This is a genomic window from Paracoccus aestuarii (assembly GCF_028553885.1).
In the GTDB taxonomy this organism is placed as follows: Bacteria; Pseudomonadota; Alphaproteobacteria; order Rhodobacterales; family Rhodobacteraceae; genus Paracoccus; species Paracoccus aestuarii.
The window spans coordinates 810,845-830,142 of sequence record NZ_CP067169.1 but is presented as its reverse complement, the minus strand read 5'-3'; the positions used below and the strand labels follow the sequence as shown (position 1 = coordinate 830,142).

Below are 19,298 nucleotides of genomic sequence, written 5' to 3'. Positions count from 1 at the left end.
GGCCGCGAAAAGAGGCTTTCGCGGCCCTGCGGTGATTGGCGTCAGGGCACGGCCGGCTTGTCGGCGGCCTCTAGCATCAGCCGCGCGACCTCGGCCGAGGATTGCGGGTTCTGGCCGGTCACCAGCTTGCCGTCGGCGATGGCGAAGGACTGCCAGTCGGGGCCCTTCTCGTGCTGGGCGCCTTGGGCCTTCAGCTCGTCCTCCAGCATGAAGGGGACGGCGTCGGAGAGGCCCACTGCGTCCTCCTCGGAATTGGCAAAGCCCGCGACACGGCGCCCCTTGACCAGCGGATCGCCCGAGGACAGCCGCGCCGCCAGAAGGCCCGCCGGCCCGTGGCAGACCGCGCCGACCACCGCGCCCTTTTCCCAGGCCGTGCGCAGCAGATCGCCCAAGGGCTTGGATGTCGGCAGGTCCCACATGGTGCCGTGGCCGCCGGGCAGGAACACGATGTCGCAGCCGTCGACCTGCACGTCATCGACCTTTTCGGTATTGGCCAGACGGTTCATCGCGGCGTCGTCGGCCTGAAAGCGGCGGACCTCGTCGGTCATGGCGTCGCCCTCCTCGGAGGAGGGATCGGCGGGGGGCCTGCCGCCGGCGATGCTGGCGAGTTCGACCTGCCAGCCCGCATCCGACAGGATCCAGTAGGGGGCGGCCAGCTCCTCCCAGTAGAAGCCGGTGGGCTTGCCCGTGTCGCCGAGCGCGTCATGGGAGGTGAGGATGAAGAGAGCCTTGGGCATGATGCCTCCTTGGATCTGGCTGGAAGGGGTGGCGGGGCCGTGGCCCTGCCGTGACCTGCACCAATGATCGCGGCGGCGCGCGGGTTCCGCCGCAGCCGCGCTCAGCGGTCGCCCGGCCGCAGCAGCCCGTCCACCGGCCGGGCGCGGCGGCGCAGCCCGGCCTCGCGCCACATCGCATAGCCGCCCGCGGCCGCGATCAGCGCCGCCCCGGTCAGCGTCGCCATGTCGGGCCGTTCGCCAAAGACCACCGCCGCCACGATCAGCGCGAAGGCCAGACGGGTATAGCGGAAAGGCGCGACCACGGACGCCTCGCCAAGGCGCGTCGCGGCCACCAGCCCGACATAGCCCAGCATCCCGAAGACGACCGTCCCCGCCAGCAGCAGCGCCTCGGTCCCGTCGGGGCGGATCGCGGGCTGGCCGCCGATCAGCGCCAAGGCCAGGCCCGCCGGCACCATCGCGCCATAGGCCGATGCCGACAGAAGGTCCGAGGGCACGCCCGCAGGCACCCGCCGCGTCGCCAGATCGCGCAGCGTCAGCCCCGCGACCCCCGCCACCGCCCAGATCATCGCCGGGTGAAAGGCCGCCGTCCCCGGCCGCAGGATCAGCAGCACCCCCGCGAACCCCACCGCGACCGAGGCCCATCGCCGCCAGCCCACCCGTTCGCCCAGAAACAGTGCGCCGCCCAGCACCAAGGTCAGCGGCAGCACCTGCAGGATCGCCGATGTCGTCGCCAGCTCGCCCACGGCCAGGGCGGTGACGAAGCAGACCGCGCCCACCACCTCGCCCGCATTGCGCAGCATGACCATCGGATGCAGCAGCGCGCGCGACCACAGCGCCTGGCCCCGCCGCGCCAGCCGCAGCCAGAACAGCAGCGCCGCCACCACGCCCACCACCGCCAGCAGCTGCCAGACCGGCATCCGGGCGGTCAGGGTCTTGATGAAGGCGTCCTCGATGGCGAACATCGCCATGGCGGCCGCCATGAAGAGCGCGGCGCGCCCGTTCTCGGACAGGGCGGCGATCATGCCTCCAGCCGCGCCAGCAGGTCGGGCAGCGCCGCCATCGAGGTCAGCTCGTGCAGGCGCGGGCTGTCGGGGGCGTCGGCATGTTCATGCGCCCAGGTCATGCCATGGGGGATGAAGATGCCGGTGCCGCCCAGCTCGATCACCGGGATCACGTCGCTGCGCATGGAATTGCCCGCCATCGCGAAGCCCTCGGGCCGCAGCCCGTGGCTGAACAGCACGCGGGCATAGGCCTCGGGCGTCTTGTCGGCCAGGATCTCGACCGCGTCGAAGCGGTCGGCCAGGCCCGATGCGGCGATCTTGCGTTCCTGGTCCATCAGGTCGCCCTTGGTCACCAGGATCAGCCGCCGCCCGGCCAGCGCGTCCAGCGCCGCCTCGACGCCGGGCAGCAGGGTGACGGGATGGGCCAGCATCTCCTGTCCCAGATCCAGGATGCGGGCGATGCGGTGGCCCTCGATCCGGCCATCGGTCAGTTCGATCGCGGTCTGGACCATCGACAGCATGAAGCCCTTGATGCCGTAACCATAGCGGGCCAGGTTCGCCCGTTCGGTCCGGTCCAGGCGGTCGGCGATCATCTGCGGATCGGCATGATCGCCCAGCAGGGCGCAGAACTCCGCCTCCGTCAGGCGAAAGAAGCTCTCGTTCTCCCACAGCGTGTCATCGGCATCCAGGCCGATCGCGTCGAAGGCGGTCATCGCAGTCATCCCCTTTTTCCCGCCCCCATGCCGTGCCGGGCGCGGCCGTGCAACCGGATCACGTCATCATGATCGCGCCCGCCGCTGCGTCGTTGAGCGGGAGGGCGGTTGCTGGTAATGTCGCCCCACCAGGCCCGCGCGGGCAAGAACCGGATCAACCGGCGGCGCGGCCCATCCGAGGCACCCGAGGAGACAGTCCATGCTGAACCGTTTCGTGATCGCCGCCGCCGCGATCGTCATGACCACCCCCCTGGCCGTGGCCGGGCCCATCGATTCGGCCTGCGTCCGGTCGGACCGCGCGCGCGGCAACGCCCCGCTCTGCGGCTGCATCCAGCAGGTCGCGAACCAGACCCTGTCGCGGTCCGACCAGCGCCGCGCGGCCCAGTTCTTCCGCGACCCGCACCGCGCGCAGGAGGTCCGCACCTCCAAGCGCGACGCGGACAACGCCTTCTGGCGCCGCTATCGCAACTTTGCCAGCCAGGCGGAGCGGCTCTGCCGCTGATCCCTCAGCCGATCAGCGCCAGAACCTCGTCGGTCAGCGCGGCCATCTCGGTGGTCGCGGGGCCCTTGGGGCGTTCGATCACGCCCAGGCCCTGGCCCAGGGTCTCGGCATAGGCGACGCGGTTGGCGATCTGGGTGTCTGCGACATGCGCGCCCAGCTCGCCCGCCTTCTCGGCCACCTCGGCCGACAGGCGCGTATTGGGGCGGGTGCGGTTCAGCACCACCAGCAGCGGTGCCTTTTCGCGGCGCGCCAGGTCCAGGACCCCCTCGGTCGCCCACAGATCGACATGGCTGGTCGCCACCGGCACCACGACCAGATCCGCCGCCCGCAGCGCCGGGCGCAGGTCGCTGTCGATCTTGGGCGGCGTGTCAATGATGACGAAATCGAAGCGGCGCTTCAGCTTCTCGGATTCGTAGCTGGCCCCCCAGGCCGATGAGGTCGAGAAATCCATCGCCTCGTCCTCGCCCTTGCGCTCCATCCGTTCCATGAACCAGCGGCCCAGGCTGCCCTGCGGATCGGTATCGACCAAGGCCACCGAATGGCCGCGCGCATGCAGGCTGACCGCCAGATTCACCGCCACGGTCGTCTTGCCCGATCCGCCCTTCTGCTGGGCTACCGTGATGATCCGCCCCGTCATGCCGTCCTCCGTCCTTTTGCGGCCAGCCTAGGGGGGCCGGGGGGCGATTGCACGGGCTTTCTGCATGGCAGCATCATCAGGGATGCACGGACTGGACCTCGTACATCACCGGCTCGAAGCTTTTGCACATGGCGTGGATGTCGCGGTTGCGGCGCCGCATCTCCGGGTCGCGCAGCATCGCCTGGTAATCGCGCCGGTCGCGCCATTGGGAATAGGTGGCGATGCGGGTCTGGGCGTCGTTCAGATGGATCGCCCCGCCCAGGCAACCCTCGCGCCGGCTGATCACCTGGTCCCAGGCCTCGGTCAGCAGGTCCAGCACGTCCTGGGCGCTGCCGGGGGTGACCTCGAAGGTGGTGATGACGGTCTGTCCGTCGAAATCGGATGTGATGCGGGGCATGGCCTGGCCTTTCCTGTCGGGACTGGCCCCAGCCTAGCGCGCCCCCGCCCGCCGTCAAAGCGGGATTGCGGCCGGCCCGATCCTGTGCCCTTTTCGGCGCAAACGGACGGAGCGCATGATGATCCCGGTTTTCGACGGCCATAACGATTTCCTGCAGCGGGTGGTGGCGGCGGGGCCGGACGGCCTGCGCCTGTGGCTGGAGGGGGACGGCACCGGCCAACTGGACCTGCCGCGGATGCGGGCGGGGGGCATGGTGGGCGGGTTCTTCGCGGTCTGGGTGCCCTCGCCCGCGGGGCCGGATGACGCGGCCGCGATGGCGGCGCCGCCCTTCGACCTGCCTCTGCCCGCCCAGGTCGGGCATGACGCGGCCCTGCCCGCGGGCTTTGCCCAGGCCGCGGCCCTGCGGATGCTGGCGCGCAGCGGGACGCTGGACATCGCGCTGACCACCGCGGATCTGCGCGCCAGCATCGCCGCCGGGCGCATCGCCGCGATCCTGCACCTGGAGGGCGCCGAGCCGATCCGCGACATGGATGCGCTGCATCTGTGGCATGCGATGGGGCTGCGGTCCCTGGGGCCGGTCTGGTCGCGGCCCACGGCCTATGGGCACGGGGTGCCCTTCGCCTTTCCCTCGGGGCCGGACCGGGGCGGGCCGCTGACCGATGCGGGCCGCGCGCTGGTGGCGGAATGCAATGCCTTGGGGATCATGCTGGACCTGTCGCATCTGAACGAGGCCGGGTTCGACGACATCGCCCGCCTGTCCGACGCGCCGCTGGTGGCCAGCCACAGCGCGGCGCACGCGATCTGCGAAAGCTCGCGCAACCTGACCGACCGGCAGCTGCGCGTGATCGGGGAAAGCGGCGGGCTGGTCGGGCTGAACTTCGCCTCCGGCTTCCTGCGGCCCGACGGGCGGCGCCTGCCGCTGGAGGATCCGGGCGTGATGATCCGGCATCTGGACCACCTGCTGGCGATCCTGGGCGAGGATGGCGTGGCCTTCGGGTCGGATTTCGACGGGGCGCTGATGCCGCGCGACCTGCCCGACGCGGCCGCCCTGCCCCGGCTGATCGCGGCGATGCGCGATCACGGCTATGGCGAGGCGCTGATCCGCAAGATCGCCTGCGACAACTGGCTGGGCGTGTTGGACCGCAGCTGGAGGCCCTGAGGGCCCCCGGCGGTCAATCCTCGGTCTCGGCCCCGTTGATCTGGGCGACGGCGACCATCTGGGCCAGGTCGGCATCGGCGGTCAGATCGGCCTGGGCAAAACGCTCGGTCAGCGCCTCGGCCGACAGCTGGATGTTGCTGACCACCTGGGCGCCCGGCGCGGCGGGGCCATAGGTCTGGCCGTTCACCGCGAAATAGACCGCGCCGGAATTGCCCGTCCGCAGGACCGGCGGCTGTTCCAGCGGCGGCAGGGCGAACCGTTCGCCCGCATCCATGATCTTTTCCAGCAGCACCGTGCCCTCGGCCGAGGTGACGCGCACCCAGGCCGGGCGCACGGCCAGCAGCTCGGTCCCCGGCGCAGCGGGGGCCAGGGTGCGGACCCCGCCCTCGGGGGCGGCCTCGGCCAGCTGCGGATCGGCGGCCTGCGCCTCGGGCAGCTGCGGTCCCGCGGCCTGGGCGGGCGCCTGGCCTGCCACGGGCTGGGGCATGCGGGTGATCAGCCCGGCGGATGCGATGACCTCGTCGATGGTGGCCACGCTGTCCAGCAGGCCCGGATCGATCGCCGCGATCGGGCCGTCGCGGGCGGTCAGGACCGGCGCCTCCAGGATCTGGGGGCGATAGAGACGGTCCAGCGCCTCGGGCTGCGGCAGGGTCTGGGCGATGTCGCTGCCATCGGTGCCTTCGATGGCGGGGCCGGACAGGCCGGCGCCCTGGGCGGGGTCCAGATCAGCCACGATCGAGGGCAGGTCGTCGCCGGGGGCCAAGGTGACGCGCTGGACCTCTTGCAGGACGGCCCAACCGCCATAGGCCAGCCCGCCGATCAGCGCGATCAGCACGACCAGAGCACCGATGGCGCGGGGCTCGATCTCGGACCAGAAGCTGCGCTCCTGGGGGATGAACAGCGCGCGCGGATTGGCCAGCGCCTCGGCCGGGTCCGAGGGGCGGCGGCCGGGTTTCGGGCCCGCGGCCGATGCGGCCATGCCATGGGTCGGCTGGAACCCCGATTCCTGGCAGAACCGGCGGAACACCCAATCCGGGTCCATCCCCAGATAGCGCGCATAGGACCGCACATAGCCCGAGATGAAACTGGGCGTGTCAAAGGCCGAGATGTCGCAATTCTCGATGGCCGCGACATAGGAGGCGCGGATGCGCAGCTCACGCTGCACATCCAGCAGCGATTTGCCAAGCGTCGCGCGTTCGCCGCGCATGAGGTCGCCCAAGCGCGTGTCATCGTCGAGGAACGGGGTCGTATCCTCCACCTGCACATACTCCTCTGCCGGGTCGCGTGCCCGCAGCCTGCTCATTCCGAATGCCTCATTGCCCGTTATGGTTGCGTCCGAATCGGACGCGACCTGCCCTTCTTTAGCCCGACGGTATCACGCAGGCGAGAGCAGTTCACGGTCGGATTGGCCTATGCGCTCAATTCAGCGCGATTCAGCGCGCAATGCGACCAGAGCGCATCCATCGCGCGCACCAGGTGGTCGATCTGCTTGGGATCATGCACCGGCGAGGGCGTGAAGCGCAGGCGTTCCGTGCCGCGCGGCACGGTCGGGAAGTTGATCGGCTGGACATAGATGCCATAGTCGCGCAGCAGCATGTCGGACAGCGACTTGCAATGGACCGGATGGCCCACATGGACCGGCACGATATGGCTGCCATGGTCGATGATCGGCATGCCGAGCGATTTCAGGCGCATCTTCAGGATGCGGGCATGCAGCTGCTGGGCATCGCGCAGCTTCTGCCCCTCGGGCGTCTTCAGCAGCGCGATCGAGGCCGCGGCCCCCGCCGCGACCGTGGGCGGCAGCGAGGTCGTGAAGATGAAGCCCGGCGCATAGGACCGGATCGCGTCGCACATCTTGGCGCTGGCCGCGATATAGCCGCCGAAGACGCCGAAGGCCTTGCCCAACGTGCCGTTGATGATGTCGATGCGCCCCGACAGCCCGTCGCGTTCGGCCACGCCGCCGCCGCGGGGGCCGTACATGCCGACGGCATGGACCTCGTCCAGATAGGTCAGCGCGCCGAACTCGTCGGCCAGGTCGCAGAACCCCTCGATCGGCCCGAAATCGCCATCCATCGAATAGATCGATTCGAAGGCGATCAGCTTGGGCGCGTCCGGATCGTCGGCGGCCATCAGCTGGCGCAGATGGGCCAGGTCGTTGTGGCGGAAGATGCGCTTGGCGCCGCCATTGCGCTTGATCCCCTCGATCATGGACGCGTGGTTCAGCTCGTCCGAATAGATGATCAGGCCGGGGAACAGCTTGGGCAGCGTGGACAGCGTCGCGTCATTGGCGATGTAGGCGCTGGAGAAGACCAGCGCGGCCTCCTTGGCATGCAGGTCCGCCAGCTCCGATTCCAGCCGCTTGTGATAGACGGTCGTGCCGCTGATGTTGCGCGTGCCGCCCGAACCCGCGCCGGTCGCGTCCAGCGCCTCGTGCATGGCGGCCAGAACGACGGGATGCTGCCCCATGCCCAGATAGTCGTTGCCGCACCAGACGGTGATCTCCTGCCGCTCGCCATCGGGACGGTTCCAGACGGCCTGGGGGAAACGGCCCTTGGCACGTTCGATGTCGATGAAGGTGCGATAGCGCCCCTCGTCGTGCAGACGTGCGATGGCCTTGTCCAGAGCGGCGTCGTATTTCATTGCGGGCGATCCCTTGCGTAGCTGGCTGGGTGCGATCATTCTCCGACCGCGCGCTGTCTGCCTTGATAGAGGTCAAGGCGCGAAAAAAACAGGCCGAAAAGTCGAAATTCGACCAAAGGCGCAGGCCGCGGCCGGATGCGTTTGTCAGAAAGGTAGGAATCATGGGCAATGAGGCAAGGCTGCAGGACATCCTGACGCAGCTGGATGGGGGGTTGGACGCGGCGCTGGACCGGCTGTGCGATTTCCTGCGAATCCCCTCGATCTCGACCGATCCGGCCCATGCGGGCGATGTGCGCCGCGCCGCCGAATGGCTGCGCGACGAGCTGACAGGCCTGGGCTTTGATGCGCAGGTCCATGACACGCCGGGCCATCCCATGGTCACCGCCCGCAGCCCCAAGGGCGATGCGCGGCCGCTGCTGTTCTACGGCCATTACGACGTGCAGCCCGTCGATCCGCTGGAGCTGTGGGACCGCCCGCCCTTCGCCCCCGCGATCGAGGACGGACCCAAGGGCCGCGTCATCCGCGCCCGCGGCGCATCGGACGACAAGGGCCAGCTGATGACCTTCGTCGAGGCCTTTCGTGCCTGGAAGGCCGTCCATGGCAGCCTGCCCACCGACCTGATCCTGCTGTTCGAAGGCGAGGAGGAATCCGGCTCGCCCTCGCTGCGGCCCTTCCTGCGCGATCACGCGGAGGATCTGCGCGCCTCGCTGGCGGTGATCTGCGACACGGGCCTCTATGCGGATGGCCGCCCGGCGATCACCACCCAGCTGCGCGGCCTGGTCGGGCAGGAGGTCGTGATCCACGCCGCCGATCGCGACCTGCATTCGGGCAGCTTCGGCGGGCTGGCGGCGAACCCGATCATGATCCTGGCCCAGGCCCTGGCCGCGCTGAAGGACGGGACGGGCCGCGTCACCCTGCCCGGTTTCTATGACGGCGTGGCCGACCTGCCCGAGGCGCTGGCCCGCGACTGGCAGGCGTTGGATTTCGACGCGGGCGGCTTCCTGTCCCGCGTGGGTCTGTCGCAGCCCATCGGCGAGGCCGGCCGCACGCCGTTGGAGATGGTCTGGAACCAGCCTACGGCCGAGATCAACGGCATTGCCGGGGGCTATGCGGGCGACGGGTTCAAGACCGTCCTGCCCGCCATGGCGCGCGCCAAGGTCAGCTTCCGCCTGACCGGGACCCAGGATCCGCAGGCGATCCGCGCGGCCTTCCAGGATCATGTGCGCCGCTTTCTGCCCGCCGATTGCCGGGTCGAATTTCATGATCACGGCGCATCGCCCGCCAGCGTCATGGACATCACCGACCCCGCCTTCGATCAGGCCCGAACCGCGCTCAGCGAGGAATGGGGCCGCGATGCGGCCTTCATCGGGGCGGGCGGCTCGATCCCCATCGCGGGGGATTTCAAGCAGATCCTGGGCATGGATTCGCTGCTGATCGGGTTCGCCAGCGACGATGACCGCATCCATTCGCCGAACGAGAAATACGATGTCGAGGCCTTTGCCAAGGGTGCCCGGTCCTGGGCGCGCATCCTGACCGCGCTGCGGTCCTGAACAAGGAAGGGGGCCGCAAGGCCCCCCGTCCGATCAACCCTCGCGGCTGCAATAGCTCTGGCTGGAGGTCCAGGCCGCGATATCGGCCCGCTTCTTGGAACTGCGCATCGGCGCCCAGTCCCGTGCCACGCCGCGCCAGCCATTGCCGTCATGGGCCACCGCATTGTCGCGGCCGACCTGGCGGGCCATGATCTTGACCGCGCAGGACATGTTGTCGGCACCGTTCTTGATATTGCCGTCGCAGCCGTAATGCCGCCAGGTCGCGGGCGCGATCTGCATCAGGCCCAGCCAGCGGCCACCGCCGCCCGCCGCCTGCGGGTTGAAGGTGCTTTCATGCCGCGCCACCGCCGACAGCAGCCCGGCCCAGAAGACCTTGCGGCCCGTCTCGCCCAGCTCGCTGTAATTGGGGCAGTATTCGTTGATGTCGGCTGGCACGCGCGAGATCATCGTGACCCCTTCGCGTTCCAGGGCCTGCATCGTGGCGCGGGTCCATTCCTCGGATCCGCTGCGCTGTCCCCACCGCATCGGCGGCGCTGCCGCCAGGCTCATCTCCCGGGCCTGCGCCTCGGCCACGGGGGACGTGGCGGGGGTCGTCGAACAGGCGGCCACGAGGGCAAGGGCGGCAAGGGAAAGCGCGACGCGCATCGGGACCTCGGCAGGTGGTTTCGTCGCCGTCCCGCATGGGACCAGCCGCGAATTCACGCAAGACGCCTTGGAATCCATCGGCAGGAACCCGCCCTGCCCCCACGCACGCATGGTCGGATTTCCGCCGACGGCCCCCAGATCCGCCCGCCGATGACGCGCATGTCAGCCCGGCATTGACGCCCCGTGAACCAATCGCCGATTCGCGCAGGCGACCCGTGACAATGGCGGGGCCTTGCCCTAGAACACCGCCCGAGACCGATCCGCGATGAGGCCCCCATGCTCGACCTGACCTATACCGCCCCCGAACCCAAGGTGATCCATGGCGCGACAGGCGAATGGGAACTGGTCATCGGGCTGGAGGTCCATGCCCAGGTCGCATCCAGGGCGAAACTGTTCTCCGGCGCCTCGACCGAATTCGGGTCCGAGCCGAACAGCAACGTGGCCTTCGTCGATGCCGCCATGCCCGGCATGCTGCCCGTCATCAACGAATTCTGCGTGGCGCAGGCAGTGCGCACCGGGCTGGGGCTGAAGGCCGCGATCAACCTGCGTTCGGCCTTCGACCGCAAGAACTATTTCTATCCGGACCTGCCGCAGGGCTATCAGATCAGCCAGCTCTACCACCCCATCGTGGGCGAGGGCGAGGTGATCGTGGACATGGCCCCCGGCATCGCGCGGCGCGTGCGCATCGAACGCATCCATATGGAACAAGATGCGGGCAAGTCGATCCATGACATGGATCCGAACATGTCCTTCGTGGACCTGAACCGCACCGGCGTCGCCCTGATGGAGATCGTCAGCCGCCCCGACATCCGCGGCCCCGAGGAGGCCGCCGCCTATGTGGTCAAGCTGCGCCAGATCCTGCGCTATCTGGGCACCTGCGACGGCAACATGCAGAACGGCAACCTGCGCGCCGATGTGAACGTCAGCGTCTGCAAGCCCGGCGATTACGAGCGGTTCATCGAGACCGGCGATTTCGGCCATCTGGGCACGCGCTGCGAGATCAAGAACATGAACTCCATGCGCTTCATCCAGGCGGCCATCGACTATGAGGCCCGGCGCCAGATTGCGATCCTGGAGGATGGCGGGACGATCGTGCAGGAAACCCGCCTCTACGATCCCGACCGCGGCGAGACGCGGTCGATGCGGTCGAAGGAGGAGGCGCATGACTATCGCTATTTCCCCGATCCCGACCTGCTGCCCTTGGAGATCGAGCAGGCCTGGGTCGACGAGATCGCGGCCTCGATGCCCGAACTGCCGGACGAGAAGAAGGCCCGCTTCGTGCGCGAGATGGGCCTGTCGGAATATGACGCGGGCGTTCTGACCGCCGAGGTCGAGAATGCCGATTACTTCGAGGCCGTGGCCGCGGGCCGTGACGGCAAGATGGCCGCGAACTGGGTCATCAACGAGCTGTTCGGCCGGCTGAACAAGGAGGGGCTGACCGTCGCGACCTCACCCGTTTCCGCCGCGCAGCTGGGCGGGGTGATCGACCTGATCGCCTCGGGCGCGATCTCGGGCAAGATCGCCAAGGACCTGTTCGAGATCCTCTGGACCGAGGGCGGCGACCCGGCCCGGATCGTCGAGGATCGTGGCATGAAGCAGGTCACCGACCTGGGCGCCATCGAGGCCGCGGTGGACAAGATCATCGCCGAAAACCCCGCCCAGGTGGAAAAGGCCAAGGCCAATCCCAAGCTGGCCGGATGGTTCGTGGGCCAGGTCCTGAAGGCCACGGGCGGCAAGGCCAACCCCGCCGCCGTGAACGAGCTGGTGGCCCGCAAGCTGGCCCAGTGATCGCCCCGGTCCCGGTTCGCCGGGACCGTCCCCATCCGGTCCGAGGGATGCGCCATGACCGATATCCGATATGAATACTGCGTCATCGCAGCCCCCCACCGGACCGAGAAATCGCGCGAGGCCAGGACGCCCACCGACCGCTTCGCCGCCATGCTGACGGCCGAGCTGAACCGGATGGCCGCCGATGGCTGGGATTATCTGCGCGCCGATGTCCTGCCCAGTGAGGAACGCAGCGGGCTGACCAGCCGCACAACGATCTATCACAACGTGCTGGTCTTTCGCCGCCCCCGCGCGCAGGGCTGATCACGCGGCGGCGGACAGACGGTCGGGGCAGAAATCCTGGATCTGCACGCGGTCGCCCGCAAAGGTGCAGAAGCTGCCCGGCGGCACCTCGCGCCAATCGGCCTCGTCGGTCTCCAGCGGTTCGGACACGACCGCCCAGCCCCGCCGCGTCTCGGACCAGCGGTAATAGAGCGAGGGCGCCAGATCGTCGCTGGCATGGCGCAGCGCATAGAGGTTCCGCCCATCCGACAGCGCGCAGGCCGCCCGCACATGGGGCGCCTCGCCCATCTGGCGGGCCAGCGCGCCCAGCTTGCCGATGGCCCGCTCCATCGCGGCGCGGGGGTCGTGGTCCAGCCCCTCGCCCAAGGCGATCAGGAACAGCGCCTCGCTGTCGGTGGCGCCCTTGCGATGGGGATAGAATTCGTCGCTGATCAGCACATCCGCATGGCGCCGGAACCCGTCATAGCCGCCGAACTGGCCGTTATGCAGGAAGCTCCACCGACCCACGGCAAAGGGGTGACAGTTGTTGCGGCTGGTCGCCGTCCCGGTCGAGGCCCGCACATGCGCCATGAACAAACCCGACCGCACCTGCCCCACCAGGCTGCGCAGGTTCGGGTCCGACCAAGCGGGCATGACATCGCGATAGAGCCCCGGCTCGGGCCGTTCGCCATACCAGGCGATGCCGAATCCGTCGGCATTCACCGGCGTCTGGCAGCGGGTCGCCCCCTGGCTCTGCCGGATCAGCGAATGCGCCGGCCGGCTGACGATGTCCTCCAGAAAGATCGGTGCGCCCAGATAGGCGGCCCAACGACACATGCCCTGCCCCTTTCACGTCTCTTTTGTGACAGGACTAGCACGAAAGTCTGAAGGATTCACCTATTCCGACGGGGGCGGCGTCTCTTCCACGATCACGAGGTCGCGTTCGCTGGCGCCTTTGGCATGCGCCAGCGCCGCCTGGTACTCACTGCTGTGATAACAGGCAACCGCCGCATCAAGGCTGGGGAACCGCGCGACCACATGCCGGGCGCGATCCGCACCCTCCAGCACGTGATAGCGGCTTGCGCGGGCCAAGAAGACGCCGCCATGCGCGGCGATCGCCGGTCCCGCCGCCTTGGCATAAAGGCCATAGGCGTCGGGGTCGGTCACGGTCACATGGGCAATCCAGAGTGCGGTCATTTGCTGTCCTCAATGATCTTGCGGGCGTCCTGGAACGCCGTTTCCGCGGCCGCCAGCGAGGGCGCCCCGCCTTGCGCCCGGTCGGGGCGGCCGCCACCCCCCTTGCCGCCCAGTGCGGCGACAGCGGACTGCACCAACGCCACCGCGCTGATGCGCCCGGTCAGGTCCGGCGTGACACCGGCGGCGACCGTGGCCTTGCCGCCATCCTCGGCCAGGACCAGCACGGCCCCGCTGCCCAGGCCCGCCTTCATCTCGTCGACCAGCGCGCCCAGCTCCTTGCCGCCCACGCCCTCGACCTTGCGGGCGATGAACTTGACCCCCGCGATCTCCTCGGCCTCGTCCCCGCCGCCCATGGCCAGCTGACGCTTCAGCTGCGCGACCTCGTTGGCCAAGGCCTTGCGCTCGTCGGCCAGCGCACGCACGCGGTTCACCACCTCGGCCGATTGCGCCTTGAGGATGCCCGCGATCTCGCCCAAGCGGCTGTCGGCACCGCGCAGGTGATCCAGCGCCGCCTGACCGGTCAGCGCCTCAATCCGCCGCACGCCCGCGCTGGAGGCCGCATCGCCCAGCAGCACGAAGGCCCCGATATCGCCCGTCCTCGCCACATGCGTGCCGCCGCACAGCTCCAACGAATAGGCAGCACCTTCCGCGCCCTTGCCGCTGCCCGGCTGCGCGCCCATCGACACGACGCGCACCTCGTCGCCGTATTTCTCACCAAACAGCGCCTGCGCCCCCAGGGCCCGCGCATCGTCGGGCGTCATGATCCGCGTCTCGACCGGGCTGTTCTGGCGGATATAGGCGTTCACCTCGGCCTCGATCCGCGCCATCTCCTCGGCGCTGACCGCGCTGTTATGGCTGAAATCGAAGCGCAGCCGGTCGGGCGCGTTCAGGCTGCCCCGCTGCGCGACGTGATCGCCAAGCGCACCCCTCAGCGCCTCGTGCAGCAGATGCGTCGCCGAATGGTTCGCGCGGATCGCGCCGCGGCGGTCATGGTCTACCACCAGCTGCGCGCCCTGCCCGCGGCTGATCGTGCCCATCGTGACCTGAGCCTGATGGATAAAGACACCCGCGACCTTTTTCGTGTCCGTGACACGCGCCGCGCCGGTCTCGGTCCGAATCATGCCCTGATCGCCGACCTGACCGCCACTTTCGGCGTAGAAGGGAGACTGGTTCACCACGATGGCGACCGATGCGCCCACGTGCGCCTCGGCCACATCCGCGCCGTCGATCACCAGCGCGGTGATCTGGCCCTCGGCCTCCTCGGTGTCATAGCCCAGGAATTCGGTGACCCCGTGCTTTTCCGCCAGTTCGAACCAAATCGTCGCATCGGCAGCCTCGCCCGATCCCGACCAGGCAGCCCGCGCCATGCGCTTCTGCTCGGCCATGGCGGCGTCAAAGCCCTCGATCTGCACCGCGCGGCCCTTTTCGCGCAGCGCGTCCTGCGTCAGGTCCAGCGGGAAACCGAAGGTGTCATAGAGCTTGAATGCCGCCTCGCCCGGCAGATCCGCCCCCTCGGGCAGCTTCGCCAGCTCATCGTCCAAGAGCCGCAGGCCCCGGTCCAGCGTCTGGCGGAACCGCGTCTCCTCCGAGCGCAGCGTCTCCTCGATCATCGCCTGCGCACGGGTCAGCTCCGGATAGGCCGCGCCCATCTGGCGCACCAGCGCCGGGACCAGCTTGTGCATGACCGGGTCCTGCGCGCCCAGCATATGCGCATGGCGCATCGCGCGCCGCATGATCCGCCGCAGCACATAGCCGCGCCCCTCATTGCTGGGCATCACCCCATCCGCGATCAGGAAGCTGGTCGAGCGCAGGTGATCCGCGATCACCCGGTGGTGCACCTTGCCCGGCCCGTCCGGGTCCGCGCTGGTCACGTTGGCCGATGCCTCGATCAGCGACCGCATCAGATCGGTGTCATAATTGTCGTGCTTGCCCTGCAGCAGCGCGCCGATCCGCTCCAGCCCCATGCCAGTGTCGATGGACTGCATGTCCAGCGCGCGCATCGAGCCGTCCTCGAACTGCTCGTTCTGCATGAAGACCAGGTTCCAGATCTCGATGAAGCGGTCGCCATCCTCATCAGCCGATCCCGGAGGGCCGCCCCAGATCTTGTCACCGTGATCGAAGAAGATCTCGGTGCAGGGGCCGCAGGGTCCGGTCGGCCCCATCTGCCAGAAATTGTCCGCTGTAGGGATGCGGATGATGCGGTCGTCGCCGAGGCCCGCGACCTTCTTCCAGAGCTCGGCCGCCTCGTCATCGGTGTGATAGACGGTGACCAGCAGCCGGTCCTTGGGAATGCCGAACTCCTTGGTCAGCAGCTCCCAGGCATGGGCGATCGCCTGGTCCTTGAAATAATCGCCAAAGCTGAAATTCCCCAGCATCTCGAAGAACGTGTGATGCCGCGCCGTATAGCCCACATTGTCCAGATCGTTGTGCTTGCCGCCCGCCCGCACGCATTTTTGCGCCGTGGTCGCACGGTTGTAGTCGCGCGTCTCGACCCCGGTGAACAGGTTCTTGAACTGCACCATGCCGGAATTGGCGAACATCAGCGTGGGATCGTTGCGCGGGACAAGCGGGCTGCTCTCCACGACGCGGTGGCCGTTCTTCTCGAAATAGCCGAGGAAAGTCGAGCGGATGTCATTCAGACTGGGCATGGCGGGCCTTCATCGCAGGGGTGTCTCCGGCCGTGCCGGTTCGGTCCTTGGTCTAACCGCCGCCCGCATCCCTGTCCAGCAAGGGCGCCCACCGCCCGTGTTCCGGCGCAGGCCGGAACGCGGGGGAAAGACAATGCGCCGAGGCTTGCCTCGGCGCACAATCAGATCGGGCAGGTTGCGGGATCACTCCTCGGTCAGCGATTCGTCCTCGCCGCCCTCGACCCCGAATTCCAGCCCGTGGCTGGCGCGGATCTTGTCCTCGATGGCGAAAGCCACCTCGGGACGGTCGCGCAGAAACTGCTTGGCGTTCTCGCGGCCCTGGCCGATCCGCTCGTCGCCATAGGAATACCAGGCGCCCGACTTCTCGACCACGCCGGCCTTGACGCCCAGGTCGATCAGTTCGCCCACCTTGCTGATGCCTTCGCCATACATGATGTCGAATTCCACCTGCCGGAAGGGCGGCGCGACCTTGTTCTTGACCACCTTCACGCGGGTCGAGTTGCCCACCACCTCATCGCGGTCCTTGACGGCGCCGGTGCGGCGGATGTCCAGACGGACCGAGGCATAGAATTTCAGCGCGTTGCCGCCCGTCGTCGTCTCGGGGTTGCCGAACATGACGCCGATCTTCATGCGGATCTGGTTGATGAAGATCACCATGCAGTTCGAGCGGCCGATGCTGGCGGTCAGCTTGCGCATGGCCTGGCTCATCAGACGGGCCTGGCTGCCCATCTGCATGTCGCCCATGTCGCCCTCGATTTCGGATTTGGGCGTCAGCGCCGCGACCGAATCGACCACGACCAGGCTGACCGCGCCCGACCGCACCAGCGTGTCCACGATCTCCAGCGCCTGCTCGCCCGTGTCGGGCTGGCTGATCAGCAGCTCGTCTAGGTTCACGCCCAGCTTCTTGGCATATTGCGGATCCAGCGCATGTTCCGCATCGACGAAGGCGCAGACGCCGCCCTTCTTCTGCTCCTCGGCCACGACATGCAGCGTCAGCGTCGTCTTGCCCGAGCTTTCCGGCCCGAAGATCTCGATGATCCGGCCCTTGGGCAGCCCGCCGATGCCAAGCGCGATGTCCAGACCCAAGGACCCGGTCGAGGTCGCCTCGATCTCGGCCACGGGGCTGTCCTTGCCCAGCTTCATGATCGAGCCCTTGCCGAACTGGCGTTCGATCTGAGCCAATGCGCTGTCCAAGGCCTTCTGCTTGTCCGCGCTGCGTTTGTCCGTCATGTCGAAGATGCTCGCCTGTGCCATGTCATTCCCTATCGTTATTTCACAGCCCTCCGGGCGGGGCAATCTGTTCGACCGACCGGATGTTCTTGCCTTGTTCGCACCTAGATGCGCCATCCCTAACCAGTTTTCAAGGATCTTGTGGTTAATTCCCGATTCGCCTTTCGAAGCATTGCGCCGCAGGGGTTAACAAACCGTTTACACCGCCCGTCCCGCCCCGCTATTGCTGCGCCCCGGACAGGGCGGCGGGATCGAAAGGGGACGGCATGCTGATATTCTGGGACCAGCAGCTGGTGTTTCTGGCCACGCCCAAGGCCGGATCGACCGCGGTCGAGATGGCGCTGGAATCGCTGGCCTCGGCATCGCTGCAGCGGCCCGGCGCGATGAAGCATACCGACATCGCCACCTATCACCGGTTTCTGGGGCCGTGGCTTCAGGCCCAGACCGGCCAGGCCTTCACCACCGTCGCCCTGATGCGCGAGCCGGTGGACTGGCTGCGCAGCTGGTACCGCTTCAAGTTGCGCGACGATGACGACGACCCCGACCACCCGATGCTGGGGGTCAGCTTTGCCGATTTCGCCCGCGACTATGCCGCCCCGGACGGGCCGGACAGGCTGGGCATCGTCAGCCAGGCGGCCTTCCTGTCGCAGGGCGGCGCGCAGGTCGACCGGATCTTCCGCTATGAATCCATGGACCGCTTCGTCGATTTCCTGGAATCCCGGCTGGATTGCGCGATCGAGCTGCCGCGCGCCAACGTCCCGCCCAGTGTCGATGTGCACCTGCCCGAGGATGCCGAGACCCGGCTGCGCCAGGCGATGCGGGCCGACCTGACGCTCTATGACGGGCTGTCGCGCGACGGCTGAGCGCGCGTCACACGGCCAGCACCATCTGGCGTTCGAAACAGCGGTCCGGCGGGCCGAGGCGCATTTGCTCGGAGTTCAATCTGGGCCGACACTTACCCGCCGTCTTTCGGCCGAGTATCGTACACTTCTTGCAATCTTCTCATACCGTTCCATCATGGTGCTGATTTAGTTGGGTCTCGACGTGGTATCTGGAACATGATTCACCATCGGTAAGTAGATGGAGGATGACGATGCGGGGCACGGACGGAACGAGGGGTCCGCTGTTCAGCTATGTCGATCTGGAGGACCGAATCCCTACGCATCACCCGCTGCGGAAGATCTGGCAGGTGGTGAATGACGCCCTGGCGAGCCTGGATGCGGATTTCAGCGCGGTTTACGTCGACTTTGGCCGCCCCTCGATCGCGCCGGAGCGGCTGATCCGGGCCAGTCTGATCCAGATCCTGGTCTCGATCCGGTCCGAGCGTCAGCTGATGGAGCAGATGCGCTACAACCTGCTGTTCCGTTGGTTTGGGGGCCTCGGGATCGACGACGCCGTATGGGTCCCCACCGTCTTCTCCAAGAACCGTGATCGGCTTCTGAACTGCGAGATGTCGCGCAAAGCGATGTCTGCCATTCTGGCGCATCGCGAGGTGGCGCCGCTTTTGTCGGATGATCATTTCGCTGCGCGGTCCTTTGGCTCTTGGTCGATGGCACTTTGGTCCAGGCTTGGGCGTCGATGAAGAGTTTCCGGCCAAAGACCGAGGGCATGCAGGGCGACGATGATCAGGGCGAGCCACCTGCCCCCTGACGCTGCCGCCGATGACCAACCCACCCTGCCAGAGACCGAACCGATGCCCCGCACCAGACCCGGCCACCGCAATGCCGAAGTCGACCTCAGGGGCGAGAAGCGCTCGAATGCGACCCATGCCTCTACGACCGATCCGGACGCGCGGCTCTGCAAGAAAGCGCCTGGCACCGGGGCAGCACTGTGCTTCATCGGTCATGCTGTGATGGAAAACCGCAATGATTTCATCGTCCAGGCGGATCTGATCCGCGCGACTGACCGTGCTGAACGCCAGGCGGCAATGGATATGATCAACCGTCACTCCCCGGGCTCGACCCGGCGGCTGACGCTCGGCGCCGACAAGGGATATGACGCGGCACAGTTCGTCGTCGATCTGCGGCAGGCCTGCATCACCCCACATATCGCACAAAAATCGTGTCATTCAGCAATCGACGGGCGCACCATCAGGCGCAAGGGCTACGCCCTGTCCCTCAGGCACCGCAAACGGATCGAAGAGGCTTTTGGCTGGGCCAAAACCATCGCAGGCGCCGCCCAGACTGCCTAGGT

The 19,298-nt window shown here is 67.8% G+C and carries 18 protein-coding genes and 1 pseudogene; 7 read left to right on the top strand and 12 right to left on the bottom strand.

Translation table 11 applies throughout. The annotated features are described in order from the left end of the window. Positions 1-41 precede the first annotated feature (41 nt). The 3 genes from JHW48_RS04280 to JHW48_RS04270 all read right to left on the bottom strand — a co-directional run bounded on the left by JHW48_RS04280 (position 42) and on the right by JHW48_RS04270 (position 2,460). Positions 42-737, bottom strand: coding sequence for a type 1 glutamine amidotransferase domain-containing protein (locus JHW48_RS04280; protein ID WP_119887032.1), 696 nt, complete (start codon positions 735-737; stop codon positions 42-44). A gap of 101 nt (positions 738-838) precedes the next feature. Further along, the gene (locus JHW48_RS04275) at positions 839-1,759 is read right to left on the bottom strand and encodes a DMT family transporter (protein WP_119887031.1); all 921 of its coding nucleotides are present in this window, start codon (positions 1,757-1,759) and stop codon (positions 839-841) included. Beyond that, positions 1,756-2,460 carry an HAD family hydrolase gene (locus JHW48_RS04270; protein ID WP_240637910.1) on the bottom strand — a complete coding sequence of 235 codons (705 nt, stop codon included), beginning with the start codon at positions 2,458-2,460 and terminating at the stop codon, positions 1,756-1,758. Before JHW48_RS04270 ends, JHW48_RS04275 begins: the two co-directional genes overlap by 4 nt. A gap of 190 nt (positions 2,461-2,650) precedes the next feature. Here JHW48_RS04270 and JHW48_RS04265 point away from each other — a divergent pair, with 190 nt between their 5' ends. Then, positions 2,651-2,953, top strand: coding sequence for a hypothetical protein (locus JHW48_RS04265; protein WP_119887029.1), 303 nt, complete (start codon positions 2,651-2,653; stop codon positions 2,951-2,953). Between the two features lie 4 nt (positions 2,954-2,957). Here the strand turns inward: JHW48_RS04265 and parA are convergent, their stop codons facing one another. Together parA and JHW48_RS04255 are read right to left on the bottom strand one after the other, a co-directional pair. Continuing rightward, entirely contained in the window at positions 2,958-3,590 is a 633-nt protein-coding gene (gene parA / locus JHW48_RS04260) for a ParA family partition ATPase (protein WP_119887028.1), read from the bottom strand. A gap of 76 nt (positions 3,591-3,666) precedes the next feature. After that, positions 3,667-3,987 carry a putative quinol monooxygenase gene (locus tag JHW48_RS04255; RefSeq protein WP_119887027.1) on the bottom strand — a complete coding sequence of 107 codons (321 nt, stop codon included), beginning with the start codon at positions 3,985-3,987 and terminating at the stop codon, positions 3,667-3,669. A gap of 118 nt (positions 3,988-4,105) precedes the next feature. Between JHW48_RS04255 and JHW48_RS04250 the strand changes: the two genes are divergently transcribed. Next, positions 4,106-5,146 (top strand): dipeptidase, encoded by a 1,041-nt coding sequence (locus tag JHW48_RS04250; RefSeq protein WP_272835847.1) that lies wholly within the window; start codon positions 4,106-4,108, stop codon positions 5,144-5,146. A gap of 13 nt (positions 5,147-5,159) precedes the next feature. Here JHW48_RS04250 and JHW48_RS04245 read toward each other — a convergent pair whose 3' ends face one another. Both JHW48_RS04245 and hemA read right to left on the bottom strand, forming a co-directional pair. Beyond that, on the bottom strand, positions 5,160-6,449 hold the full coding sequence (locus JHW48_RS04245; RefSeq protein WP_240637933.1) for a helix-turn-helix domain-containing protein: 1,290 nt from the start codon (positions 6,447-6,449) through the stop codon (positions 5,160-5,162). Between the two features lie 107 nt (positions 6,450-6,556). Then, positions 6,557-7,786 (bottom strand): 5-aminolevulinate synthase, encoded by a 1,230-nt coding sequence (gene hemA / locus JHW48_RS04240; RefSeq protein ID WP_119887254.1) that lies wholly within the window; start codon positions 7,784-7,786, stop codon positions 6,557-6,559. Positions 7,787-7,947: 161 nt separating this feature from the next. Between hemA and JHW48_RS04235 the strand changes: the two genes are divergently transcribed. Further along, on the top strand, positions 7,948-9,336 hold the full coding sequence (locus JHW48_RS04235; protein ID WP_119887255.1) for a M20/M25/M40 family metallo-hydrolase: 1,389 nt from the start codon (positions 7,948-7,950) through the stop codon (positions 9,334-9,336). Positions 9,337-9,369: 33 nt separating this feature from the next. Here the strand turns inward: JHW48_RS04235 and JHW48_RS04230 are convergent, their stop codons facing one another. Beyond that, positions 9,370-9,981 carry a lytic transglycosylase domain-containing protein gene (locus JHW48_RS04230; protein ID WP_119887256.1) on the bottom strand — a complete coding sequence of 204 codons (612 nt, stop codon included), beginning with the start codon at positions 9,979-9,981 and terminating at the stop codon, positions 9,370-9,372. Positions 9,982-10,257: 276 nt separating this feature from the next. On the opposite strand from JHW48_RS04230, the gene gatB reads away from it, so the two are divergent. Both gatB and JHW48_RS04220 read left to right on the top strand, forming a co-directional pair. Beyond that, positions 10,258-11,769, top strand: coding sequence for an Asp-tRNA(Asn)/Glu-tRNA(Gln) amidotransferase subunit GatB (gene gatB, locus JHW48_RS04225; RefSeq protein ID WP_119887257.1), 1,512 nt, complete (start codon positions 10,258-10,260; stop codon positions 11,767-11,769). Positions 11,770-11,823: 54 nt separating this feature from the next. Further along, positions 11,824-12,072, top strand: a complete 249-nt coding sequence (locus tag JHW48_RS04220) for a hypothetical protein (protein ID WP_119887258.1) — start codon at positions 11,824-11,826, stop codon at positions 12,070-12,072. Here JHW48_RS04220 and JHW48_RS04215 read toward each other — a convergent pair whose 3' ends face one another. From JHW48_RS04215 to recA, 4 genes are all read right to left on the bottom strand, one after another. Beyond that, on the bottom strand, positions 12,073-12,867 hold the full coding sequence (locus JHW48_RS04215) for a class II glutamine amidotransferase (protein WP_119887259.1): 795 nt from the start codon (positions 12,865-12,867) through the stop codon (positions 12,073-12,075). It lies immediately after the preceding gene. Positions 12,868-12,927: 60 nt separating this feature from the next. After that, entirely contained in the window at positions 12,928-13,227 is a 300-nt protein-coding gene (locus tag JHW48_RS04210; protein WP_119887260.1) for a DUF1330 domain-containing protein, read from the bottom strand. Beyond that, the gene (alaS, locus tag JHW48_RS04205; RefSeq protein ID WP_119887261.1) at positions 13,224-15,875 is read right to left on the bottom strand and encodes an alanine--tRNA ligase; all 2,652 of its coding nucleotides are present in this window, start codon (positions 15,873-15,875) and stop codon (positions 13,224-13,226) included. Before alaS ends, JHW48_RS04210 begins: the two co-directional genes overlap by 4 nt. Before the next feature lie 183 nt (positions 15,876-16,058). Further along, entirely contained in the window at positions 16,059-17,129 is a 1,071-nt protein-coding gene (gene recA / locus JHW48_RS04200; protein ID WP_119887262.1) for a recombinase RecA, read from the bottom strand. Between the two features lie 242 nt (positions 17,130-17,371). On the opposite strand from recA, the gene JHW48_RS04195 reads away from it, so the two are divergent. Together JHW48_RS04195 and JHW48_RS04190 are read left to right on the top strand one after the other, a co-directional pair. Beyond that, a complete protein-coding gene (locus JHW48_RS04195) occupies positions 17,372-17,968 on the top strand; it encodes a sulfotransferase family 2 domain-containing protein (RefSeq protein ID WP_119887263.1) in 597 nt (198 codons plus the stop codon). A 230-nt stretch (positions 17,969-18,198) separates the two neighbouring features. After that, positions 18,199-19,296, top strand: a pseudogene (locus JHW48_RS04190) (IS5 family transposase). Positions 19,297-19,298: the final 2 nt, after the last annotated feature.